Annotated in this window: 8 protein-coding genes and 1 other RNA gene; 7 read left to right on the top strand and 2 right to left on the bottom strand. The window is 36.5% G+C overall.

Annotation, left to right across the window (positions count from 1 at the left end; all coding sequences use genetic code 11):
* Window positions 1–90: 90 nt before the first annotated feature.
* Window positions 91–1,209 (top strand): response regulator, encoded by a 1,119-nt coding sequence (locus M9949_03580; protein ID MCO5250485.1) that lies wholly within the window; start codon window positions 91–93, stop codon window positions 1,207–1,209.
* On the opposite strand, the gene M9949_03575 is transcribed toward M9949_03580, so the two are convergent.
* Complete coding sequence (locus M9949_03575; protein MCO5250484.1) at window positions 1,186–1,920, bottom strand: hypothetical protein; 735 nt, start codon at window positions 1,918–1,920, stop codon at window positions 1,186–1,188. The two genes, M9949_03580 and M9949_03575, sit on opposite strands and share 24 nt — an antisense overlap.
* Before the next feature lie 154 nt (window positions 1,921–2,074).
* On the opposite strand from M9949_03575, the gene M9949_03570 reads away from it, so the two are divergent.
* From M9949_03570 to M9949_03550, 5 genes are all read left to right on the top strand, one after another.
* Complete coding sequence (locus M9949_03570; protein ID MCO5250483.1) at window positions 2,075–2,917, top strand: Nif3-like dinuclear metal center hexameric protein; 843 nt, start codon at window positions 2,075–2,077, stop codon at window positions 2,915–2,917.
* 5 nt (window positions 2,918–2,922) lie between these two features.
* On the top strand, window positions 2,923–3,654 hold the full coding sequence (locus M9949_03565) for a C4-type zinc ribbon domain-containing protein (GenBank protein ID MCO5250482.1): 732 nt from the start codon (window positions 2,923–2,925) through the stop codon (window positions 3,652–3,654).
* Between the two features lie 10 nt (window positions 3,655–3,664).
* An RNA gene (rnpB, locus tag M9949_03560) (RNase P RNA component class A) lies at window positions 3,665–4,079 on the top strand.
* A gap of 20 nt (window positions 4,080–4,099) precedes the next feature.
* Window positions 4,100–4,468: an Hpt domain-containing protein gene (locus M9949_03555; protein ID MCO5250481.1), complete on the top strand. Its 369-nt coding sequence runs from the start codon at window positions 4,100–4,102 to the stop codon at window positions 4,466–4,468.
* Between the two features lie 13 nt (window positions 4,469–4,481).
* On the top strand, window positions 4,482–4,976 hold the full coding sequence (locus tag M9949_03550; protein MCO5250480.1) for a hypothetical protein: 495 nt from the start codon (window positions 4,482–4,484) through the stop codon (window positions 4,974–4,976).
* A gap of 34 nt (window positions 4,977–5,010) precedes the next feature.
* On the opposite strand, the gene ruvB is transcribed toward M9949_03550, so the two are convergent.
* A complete protein-coding gene (gene ruvB, locus M9949_03545) occupies window positions 5,011–6,030 on the bottom strand; it encodes a Holliday junction branch migration DNA helicase RuvB (GenBank protein MCO5250479.1) in 1,020 nt (339 codons plus the stop codon).
* 368 nt (window positions 6,031–6,398) lie between these two features.
* Between ruvB and M9949_03540 the strand changes: the two genes are divergently transcribed.
* The gene (locus M9949_03540; GenBank protein ID MCO5250478.1) at window positions 6,399–12,002 is read left to right on the top strand and encodes a hypothetical protein; all 5,604 of its coding nucleotides are present in this window, start codon (window positions 6,399–6,401) and stop codon (window positions 12,000–12,002) included.
* Window positions 12,003–12,007 lie beyond the last annotated feature (5 nt).

The raw sequence follows: 12,007 nt of genomic DNA, 5'->3' as shown, positions 1-12,007 counted from the left end.
AATGCTAATGAAGGCTTTATTTTTAAACCGTTATCTACAATTTATAAACAATTTTAATTTGTTATCTTTGTAAAAATATTTGGGGATGAAATGAAAAAGATACTCGTAATAGATGATGCTGAATTTATTTTGGAAAGCACTTCAACGCTTTTGGGATTTGAAGGTTATGAAATCCTGACTGCGCCGGATGGATTGTCCGGTTTTGAATTAGCAATTCAATCTCCACCTGATTTGATATTGTGCGATATATCAATGCCCGGACTTGACGGATATGGCGTGCTCGAAAGGGTGAGAACGCACACAAGCACACGAACTCTGCCATTTATTTTTCTGACTGCATTTACAGACAAGGCAAACATGCGAGCAGGCATGGAAAAAGGTGCCGATGACTATTTGGTCAAACCATTTACTCGTGAAGAATTGCTTAGTGCGATCGAAGCCCAATGGAAAAAAAGTTCAATCGTGGAGCAACATCTACAACAGAAAGTAGAAGAGGTCAGCAAAAATATTAGCAGCGCATTACCCCACGAATTTCGCACTGTGCTCAACCAAATCAGTGGCTCTGCAAAGTATATGCTATCAAATGCCACTTCAATAGAAGCTGAAGATATAAGTGAAATTTCCAACGACATCATTCAATCGTCCCAACGTTTGTTGAAAATCACTGAGAACTATTTGATTTATGCACGGATTGAAGCTATAACAGGCAATCCGGCAAAACGTGATTTATTGCGAACATTCCACACTGATGAGCCTTTTGCCGTAATGATTGATATAGCGAGTAACATTGCTGCTAAATATGACAGATTGTTAGATTTATCAATCGAATCAGACCTCACAGATTTATATATCGAAATGTCAACAGAAAGTTTTTACAAAGTTGTTGATGAATTGATTGATAATGCTTTTAAATTTTCAAATGAAGGGACTAAAGTTAGCATCAATGCCGAATTGGTTGACGGATATGTAAAATTCACAATTATTGATTTGGGAAGGGGAATGTCAACTGAACAAATCAATAGTATAGGAGCTTATATCCAATTCGAAAGACAAATTTATGAGCAACAAGGCGTAGGGCTTGGTTTAATGATTTCTAAGAAAATCGTAGAGATTCATTCGGGTACATTTTTTATTGAAAGCTCGAACAACGAAGGTACGAAAGTAGAGTTCACTATTCCCGGTGTTTCAATAGGTACTACCTATAGTTAGTGAGATAAACAAGCCTCCGAAATTTTTGATAGGAAGCCCGGCAACGCTTTCTAATCCTGCGTCGCCGAAAGGAACGTAGTAATATTTGATATTTACACCGAACAAGGATTTGGAAATATCTCCAAAATATGCTCCTATTCCTACGAATCCACCCATTCGTGTATGCCATTGACTATAATTAAATGCTTCGAACCAGCCGATAATTTCGCCATTTGGTACTTTATTGTATGTGTAGGGATTTTCGAGTATAAAAGTTGGTCCCAATCCGAAAGTGACAAATGGCTTGAGTGATTCGTCGAGAGATTGCTGAAATACCAATTGTTGTACCCCGAACATCAAGGGGAATCTGAATAAACGATTGATTTTATTTTGTACATGCCAAGTGTTATTTGTATCACTGTAATTGTCAAATTCATCTGAATTTCGAGCACCTGAAATATACAATGATGAGAAAAGCACAGTACTGTTGCTCAAAAATCTATGATAAAAAAATCCAATCCCAAATCCGCTATCCGAAATCAAAAGGTCACCACCCAAAGCATAATTTATACTACTTTCAGTCTTCAAAGCTTCCACTAATGGACGGGGAGATTCAAAAATAATAACCGAATCCGGATTGAATGATTTCGATTCTCCACCTTTTTGTTGAGAAAAAGTGATTTGATGAAAAATAATAAAAATGATAGTTGTAGCTAAAAATAGTTTTGTCATTGTACATCCAATAAGTGTTTCAAAAGATAAAACGTAAAGCAAACAAAGTTATTTGTAAGGAATATTTCATATTAACTGATAATTGTAATTGTTTAGCAATCATAACTTTCGTAATTTTACATGAACAAAATTTGCATAAATGAAAAAAGTTTTGATGAACTATCAAAGTTTCATAACGATAATTGATGAATGTTATCCTCCAAATAGCAGTATGGATGGGGATAGGATAGGGTTGCAGGTGCAAAGTTCGGTTGAGGAAGTTTCTAAAATATTAGTAGCTTACGAATTAACTGATGATGTGATTGACGAAGCTTGCAAAAATGATATAAACTGTATCTTAACTTTTCATCCGCTGATTTACAAGCCTTTGCAAGCTATTACGAATGACGAAAGGGTTGGAAAACTGGCATCTAAACTGATTAAGAACGACATTATGCACTTTGTGGTACATACAAATTTTGATTCACATAAAAACGGTACAAACACATTGATTGCGGATAATCTTGGTTTGATGAACAGAAAATTTATAGTTTCTGACCCAAATTATGCTGAAAAAGGCATGGGATTAGTTGGCATATTACCAAAACCAACTAGTGTAGAAAATTTTGTTGAATTATGTAGTCAAGTTTTCAAATCTCCCTTACGTTACAATATGGGGAATGGTTCTGAAGTACAGAAAGTTGCAGTAATCGGCGGTAGTGGTACATCATTTTTAAACGATGTGGCAAAAACTAAGGCTGATGTTTTAATCACAAGTGACATCAGTTATCATACTTTTCATGCCTTTGTAGGCAAAATGATGTTGATAGACCCGGGACATTACGAGACAGAACAATTTGTTTCGGAAGCACTCTATAATCAATTAAAAGTAGTCTTCAGAGATTACGATGTTGAATTTGAGCTTTCAAAAACTTACACTAATCCTGTGAAATATTATCCGAATACTTCGCAGTACATCGAAAAACAGAGTAACAATTTAAAAATAAATAATGGTTAGGATTGATGGAATCTCACATCTATAATATCGCTTTACTTGCCGCAATTGATGAACGGCTTGATGAACTAATTGAAGATTACGGTGATTTGCCCGAACAAATCAAGAAAAAAGAAGCAAAATTGAATGATAAAAAGCTTCTCGTAAACGAAACCGAAACTATTGTCGAAGAAATTCGTGATTTTATCAAGAAGGCTAAAAGAACCTTGGTAGAACTAAAAGACAAAGAGGACAAACTCACTCAACAACAGTTCAAAGTTCGGAACAACAAAGAGTTTGATGCAATAACTAACGAAATTAATCATCTTAAAACTGAGCACGAAAAGTTAGCTGACAGAATGCGTACAGAAGGAATCAAAGAAGAAAATTTGATGAACATCCTGAACCAACAAACTGCAGAAATGAACGAAGCACAAAAAGAACTTGATGACAAATTTGAAGAAGTTCAACGTTTGGCTGGAGACCAAGACAGAGAGCTCAGCTCACTGAGAGAAAAAAGAGGTACAGTATTGAATACTATTCCTAAAAAATTCATTTCAGATTATGAACGAATTAGAATAATGCACCGCGATGCAGCAGTACTTATTAGAAAAAACAGTTGTTCGGGATGTTTCAACGCAATTCCTGCGCAAATTATTGTTGAAGTTAGAAATAATCTGAATACTTTGTATTTTTGTGAAAGTTGTGGAAGATTGTTAGTTCCGGAAGATTGTGTTATTGAATTTGAAGAAATTGCATAATTTATATTAATGGGGAAAGCGGGCAGTCGCGTTGTGCATAATGCACGATGAGGAAAGTCCGAACTCCGGGAAACAGGGCGCTTCGTAACGCGAAGGCGACGATTTTTGATTTATCAGAGAAAGTTGACGGAAAGTGCCGCAGAAAATAACCGCCAATCCGCTCTCGAAAGAGAGGTCATGGAGGTAAGGGTGAAAAGATAGAACTAAGAAGCTATCGGCATCGTAGGTGACTACAATGTCGGGTAAACCCCGCTCGGAGCAAGGTCAAATAGGGATATCGGGCGTAAGCCGTCGAAGTTTCCTCGATTTTAATTACGATATTCGGGTAGACCGCTTGAAGCTGACGGTGACGTTAGTTCTAGATAAATGACTGCCTCCGATTCCAGAATCGAAGACAGAATTCGGCTTATAGCTTTCTTCATTATAATTTTTTTTACGAAATAATTTGTTTGATAGCAAAATTTCCATTAAATTTACACTTATTGAAGTGGAGGATAATTTGAATATTCCTGAAGACCCGTTTGTTAGAGAATTGTTGCCTGAATTTGTTGATACTTGGATTGACGATTTGAAAAGTCAATACAAAAAATTGATAGATGAACAGAAATCCGAAGAGTTGTACCGAATGGCACATACTCTGAAAGGGTCTTGTTACCAATTCGGTATGAACGAGGTGGGAGATTTGGGTATTCAGATTATGGGATTTGCAAAAGAAAAGAACTGGGAAAAAGCCGCTGAAATGGAACCAATTCTTATATCACATTTCGAGAAACTTAAAGAATATTTAATCGTCAATAATTTATACGTACAATAATAGGTGAAAAACTATGAAAAAGATATCCACCTTCGCGTTTATGGCTATAATGTTGGTTTTAACTGTATCATCGACTTTAGCACAAACTCGAATAGCTGTTCTGCCTTTTCAGAACAACGACGGTAAATATGAGTATAATGTATGGTGTTATAGCCTGCAAGACTCGTTGACTCAAGCACTCAAAGCTGCTGACCCTGATGAATCAAACTACAGGGTCGTGCCGATAGATTCACTTGAGATTGCACTCGCCGAATACAATTTAGACCCATCAAACCCACAGTACTTTACTGATATGTGGAAAGCTATAACTAAACTTAATATCAAACAGGTGATTTCAGGTTCTTTTGTAATAGAAGGGGGCAGTATTTTGATAAAGGCTGCATTGTATGATGTCAGGCTCAAATTGCCACACCCTAAGTATCAAGCACCGAATCTGTTCAAAAATATTGACGAAGCCTACGAAGCAATTGATGAAATCGTAAGTATCGTGCGTCCGGGTATTATGTAGTCAATATTTACATTTTTTGAAAAGCGGAGATAAACTATTTGAAAAGATTGTCTTCGCTTTTTTTATAGATTTCAAGGTGTTCGTAAGCTCTTTTGGTAGCGATTCTACCTTTGGGTGTTCTCTGCAAAAATCCTTGTTGAATCAAAAATGGCTCATAAACTTCTTCGATTGCTCCGGAATCTTCGCCAACTGCTGCTGAAATTGAATTAAGTCCGACCGGTCCGCCATCAAATTTATTGATTATAGTCAGCAAGATTCTTTTGTCCATATCATCAAGTCCAAAATCATCAACGTCTAATCTTGCAAGAGATATTTCAGCAATTTTCAAATCAATCTTGCCATCGGCTAAAATTTGTGCAAAATCGCGGGTTCTTTTGAGCAGTCTATTTGCGATTCTCGGAGTACCACGCGAACGACGAGCTAATTCAAATGCGGCTTCTTCGGTGATGGGTACATCTAAAATTTGAGCGCTCCGCAGCACAACGATTGTCAATTCCTTCGGTTCGTAATAATCTAATCGGTTCACAATCCCAAATCGAGACAATAGGGGCGAAGTTAGCAATCCTGCTCTTGTAGTCGCTCCAATAAGAGTGAACGGTGGCACTGTGATTTGAATAGAGCGTGCCGAAGGTCCTGAATCTATCATGATATCAATCTTGTAATCTTCCATTGCCGAATATAAATATTCTTCGACTACATTACTTAATCTATGTATTTCGTCTATGAATAAAACATCACCTTCACCAAGGTTTGTCAACAATCCGGCTAAATCGCCGGCTTTTTCGAGGACAGGACCTGACGTGATTTTGAGTTCAGCATTCATTTCTCTGGAAATAATATGACTTAATGTCGTCTTGCCCAACCCTGGAGGTCCTGTAAGCAAAACGTGGTCTAATGGTTCAGAACGCTTCAATGCTGCAGCAATGAAAACTTTTAGATTTTCGACAATTTTGTTTTGCCCCGTAAAGTCATCAAAAGAAACTGGTCTTAATTTATTATCTGAATCGTCATTATGTTTGATAGGATTCGTGATTTCTGATTTTCTGGTTTCCATATTATGATAGTGTTAAGAAAATTACACATATGTTGATTATTCTAAACATGTTGAACTTGAAATTTATGCTTTAGGGAATAAAAAGTTATTCAATTACAAATATTTCAACTCATTCTAAAATAATGTTATTATATTAGATAATGAAAAAATATTTTGAAAATATACTTTTAAGTTAGTTTGTTTCTACTTTTTTATTAATTTTGTATGATAGAAAAAGTATAATTTGTTGAAGAAATTATTGAAAATTGCTTTTTTATGTGTAATGTTGATAATTCATTCTGCCGGAATGGATAGATTGGCATGTTTTTTTACTTGGATTATGAGATTGAATAGAATAATTTATTATTAATTGTATTTGGAGGTTTGTAGTGAGAACAAACAATATACTCAAGAGTTTCTTGCTGGTAAGCATATTTTACTTATCGGTAGCATCAATGAGTGCACAGTTGATCCTTAATTCTACTATCCGTGAGGAAGCAGAAATATGGACACCCCTTGTTGACCCTGTATTAATCGGCAATGGAGATAACCCATGGAGACAAATACCCATGCCATTCACCTTTCAATATGACGGTACAAATGTATCGAATTTATACGTGTATGGTGACGGCTACCTAAGAATTAATGCCGCTCAGGCTAATTTGCCTAACTTTCCTCAAACAACAAATATCATATCTTGGTATAAGAGAGATTTGTTTACGGAAGGTATGTTGTCTTATAAAGTTACCGGTGCGGCTCCGTTCAGAGTTCTGACTATCGAACACCTCGGTTTCCGAATTGTGACAGACTTTTCAGGTGCTCTTATAGATGCACAGATTAAATTCTACGAAACAACAAATGAAGTAAAAATCATTTATAATAGAGTTTCGGGATTTGGTGGTACAGGTCAAGATGGGTTCTTATATTTTGAAGGCGCAGGTACAACACGCTATATCAATATTCAACCTAATGCTCCATATCAGCCTTCTACATTTTACTATGGCAATAGTAACCCAAATGTTAATTCATGGTTGACAAAAGATGCTATTAAATATTTCTATAGTGGTCGTTCGTTTACTTTGACATCTTTACCGCGTATTTCAGGTATTTATCCTGACCAAAATGCTGTCCTTGCTAACGGTAAAGTTTATACCGGAGAACAACATCCATTTGTACGTATAAGTCGTTCCGCCGAACACAAGGCTATTACTGTACGTTATAGCATTATAGGTCCATTGGGCACACCTGATGAAAAAGTAATTTACACCGCTGTAAATGAAAATGACGCTTTGAGTAGTGAGCAAGTCGTACCTAATCCACAACCTATAGGAACAGGTATCAGATATTTCATGCCACATGCTAAAGGTATTGCAGGAAGACTTTCCGATGGTGCATTGGATATGACGAATATCAGTGAATTGCCAAGTGGTGAGTACAGAGTAACTGCAATTTTGGAATATCTTGATGGTACTCCTTACAACCATACAGTTTCTTCAGTATTTACAGTTGCTTTCCCGAGTGACTTAGCTATACTTAATGTCATCGAGCCAATCAATACACCGGGTTCTATTTACCAATTATTTGGTAGTGGTGTTCCAATAAGAATCAGAGTCAAGAATCAAGGTGCTGATGATATTACTAAATTTACTGCAACAGCATATATTTATAATGAAAGTGGTCAGTTAGTCGGAAATCCTATGGCAAAACCATTTGATTTGGGAAGTAACCCTATAAAATATCTTGAAGAACGCGAATTAGCTATGAATGCTTTTTTCCCATCAGAAGTTGGGAAATATTCTATCCGTGTACGAGTTAACTTTGATAATCTTGATTTAGATAAATTCATGGCTAACAATGTTTTCCCGAGAGACGGTGACCCCGCTAAGCCTTTTGAAGTCGGTTATGCAATTGAAGCTCAAGTTGGTCAATTATTATCTCCTATCGGTCAAATCTATTTACAAAGACCTGTAAGAGTGGGTGTTAAACTAATAAATAATGGTGTATCTGATGTTTCAGACACATGGGCTTCTGTTGAAATTAAAGACCCTAATGGCGAAGTAGTTTTCGTTGACACTGTTCCGGTTGGTAATATACCGAGTGGTATTGTAAATACGCTTGATGTATTTTGGCCCAATTCATTTATACCTGAATTAACAGGTAATTATACAGTTACATTTTATATTCATGCTCCCGGAGATGAAGTACCCGGTAACAACACACTAATCACTTCTTTCGCTGTTACAGCAGGTATGCGGGGAACTTATACAATTTCTCAAGCAGCAGGCAGTAACTTCAAAACTATCACAGAAGCGGTTAGCGCCATGTACCAACAAGGTATAAGCGGTCCTGTGATATTCTGGATGAATGATGAAAATTATTATGAAGGTAATCTGCTTATGGATGACCCGGCAATTGATTTATCATCTACGATAATCGGATTGAGTGCCGAAAATCCTGTTACTTTCACCGTCAATCCTCTCGAATCTGCAAGAGGAGCAGTAACAATCAATTTGTCATCTGCAAGCGGTATAGGTATTTTTATTGCACAAAATATTATCCCTGCTAATGTAAACGCACCTATTGTGGGTGTTACACAATCAATGGTAAAAAGATATGCAAATCCATCAGGATACATCACTTTTGACGGTGGTGTTAAAAAATCGCTCAGATTTACTTTAAATACACCAAGCCAATTTAGAGCTGTATTCTATCTCGGAACAGGTGCACACAACATCACAATCAAGGACTGCTTGATTGAAGACGGAATAAATCAAACACCGTCATACTTGTGTCGTATTCCTCTGACAACATATAGTTCATTCTTATCAAAATTTTCATTCGAAGCTGACAGAAGTGCCTTAGGTACCTATTCAGCCGGTATTGTTGTGCGTAACGTACCTCCGATAGACAGAACCCTTGGTTCTAATCCATTTAATTTGGATACAATATCAATCCATAACATTAAGATTCATAACAATGAAATTACTCGTTTCGGGTATGGTATTGTTTCGCTTGGTATCGGACCTTTGCAAATAGCAGGTAGATTCATTTACAGCCCATTTTACAACTTTGATAACTCCTATACAAGTAACACGATTTCAAGTGTTTCAAGAGCAGGTATCTTCCTTGGATATGAAAAAAATACTGAAGTATTCGGAAACAGAATCTACAATATAAACGGTGCTTGTTCACATGATGCTGCCGGTATAATTGCAGGTGGCGACGGAACTGCTACACTGTTCCCATATCATAACATTGGTTTAGAGCTTTCCGGTAATGAAATATCCAATATTAAGGCTTCCGGTACTGCTTATGGTATCAAAGTTGAACAATCAAGATTAGATTTCTTTGACTTAGGTGAAGAATTCTCATTCCCTAATGAAGATGAAAATATTTTGATTGTCAATAATATGGTTTGGGGATTTGAACCAATTAGTCCGGCAACTAATTTTATCGGATTAGGTTTGTTTACTCAACGCGTTACAAATGTTGTTGATTGGTCAGGATTGAATCTAACTCCAAAATTCGCTGATTATTATTCACGTAATGACTTAATTACCAACAATACTATCTTCATGAACGATGACGGATTAGTAAATACCGGTGCATTAGCTGCAATTGCTGTTATGAATACCAAAGGTATGGTTTTGATGAATAACGCAATTGGTATTGACGACAGTCAGGTATCTTCTGAAAGTCCATTTACTACAGCTTTATTCTATTATGGTCTGCATCCTAAGAAAGGTGGCATGACTTCGGATAGAAATGCTTATTGGATAGATACTCCATTGGGTTCGATAATCAGATTTATCGAAACAGATGAAGAAAATAGAATACTCGAATTCGGTCACAAAACTGAGTTTACTACCCTCGCGCAATGGCAACAATGGACAGGTGAAGATTTCTATTCGGTATTTGGTAACTTTACTTTAGATTACAAACGTTTTGGTTTAGCTCCATACACAATGAGAATCAATGACAATCCTGTACCAAGAGGCTCGATTTTAAATAATCGCGGCATAAACCTTGAAGTAAATGCCAGAGATATCGACGGCAAATTACGAGGTATGGCAGGCGAAAGATATGACATTGGTGCGGTAGAATTTGATGGAAGAATTTTTGGAAAGGATTTGGAAGTAACAGCAATTGTTGCTCCGGGTAGATATAAAGCTACGCCACCATTACCATTCAGTGATTCAGAATATATTATGACAACATCACCTGTTGGTGTCAAAGCAATTGTCAGAAGCAATGGCTTGTTACCTGTTGGTGCTTCAAGTGTAGTTTTGAAAATCTTTAGAGAGTCACCTTCAGGAACTTATATTCAAGAAGGTGCTGATATTGTTGCACCTATTGATAAACTTTTATTTGCTGATGATTTATTAATTGACTTCAGAACTGATGATGGTATCAACACACCTGATAACCCTGAATTTTTCCCATCTACATACGGACAATTAAGAGGTTCGGGATATGTTATACCTGACCAATTCAAGTCTATGGAAGCAAATGTTACTCCATTATATAAAATTATGGTAACATTCCCTGCTGATGAATATAATGCAAATAATAGTATTGAAAAATTAGTCAGATTTTACATCAAAAAATCACCAATTGAATTGATGGTTTCTGCTGAAAATATTCAAAATATTGATTCGGATTCACCAATTGACAGAATTGCAGGCAATCTCAATCTTGACAGTATAATGGCTGCATTCTTCAGACTTGGTTGGTATATCAATCTTGAATTGGAAGACCCAAGAATTGACGTTGACGTTTTCGACCGTCGTGCTTGGGAACCAAGGTCAATTGATTATACGATTTATCGTTCATTAGTATGGGTAGATGCACATGACCAAATTGATGGTGCTACTTACAGATTAACTCGTTACGACAGAGATAATATTGAAGATTACCTCAATTCAGGTACTTTCAATAGTAAGAAAAATCTACTTATCGGTAGTCAGGAAATGGTCAGAAATGAAAGCATGGACATGGCTGCTTGGGTTAGAACCAATCTCAATGCGAAAGTCGGAGTTCCGAATAATCCATTGGGCAGTGGTGCAAGTTATGACGGTAAATTTGTAAACGGTGTTATTTTGGGAAGAGATCTTAAATTTAAAGTAATTTCTACTAAATTTTTCGGTGACGATGCCCCCCGTGCCGGTTTGTTTACAATAGACAATGCAGGTGTTGGTATATCAAGAATCGGTATGAAATACGCTTCGCATATAAATGATGTTCCTGCCAATAACTTCTATGTTGCTGATGGTCAAAGAGTAGCTGTTATCGCCACAACTTCGGTTAAATATAATACTATTTTGGCTGGTTTGGATTGGCGACATTGGGAAGATTTATCGAGCGTATTGCGCGGAATGTTTGATTTTATTGAAATGCAAGGTGGAAATATCATTCCTGTCGAACTTTACGATTTCGTAGCCGTTCCATCAGGTAAGAGAGTTGATATTTCTTGGAAAACTGCAAGTGAAATTGATTCAGATAAATTCGAAATCGAAAAATCAGAATTCTCTGAAGCAGGTCGTTCATTCAATATGATTGAATCAGTCAAAGCAATTGGTCAATCATCAGTATCAGCACAATACGGACCTTTCATTGACAATGATGTACAATATGGCAAAACTTATGTTTACAGATTGAAAATGATTGACAGAAATGGTGAATTCACTTATAGTGATGAAAAATTCGTTGAAATTCAAGGCACTTATGGTGCAGTTGAATTGAATTCGATTCAGCCAAATCCTGTTTCAACTACTGCTGATGTATCTTACAATGTTTCTGAAGGTATGAACATCAGTCTTGTTGTTTATGATGCACTTGGAAACGAAATTCAAACATTATTTAACGGATTCCAAAATGCCGGCGAACACAAAGTGAACGTAAACGTTGCCAACATGGCTAACGGTTCTTACAGTATTGTGTTGAAAGGTGGAAACGATATTTACTTGACAACTAAACTTACTGTAGTAAAATAAACTCA

The organism is Candidatus Kapaibacterium sp., from assembly GCA_023957315.1.
In the GTDB taxonomy this organism is placed as follows: Bacteria; Bacteroidota; Ignavibacteria; order Kapaibacteriales; family UBA2268; genus PGYU01.
This window is presented reverse-complemented; position numbering and strand designations above follow the sequence as displayed.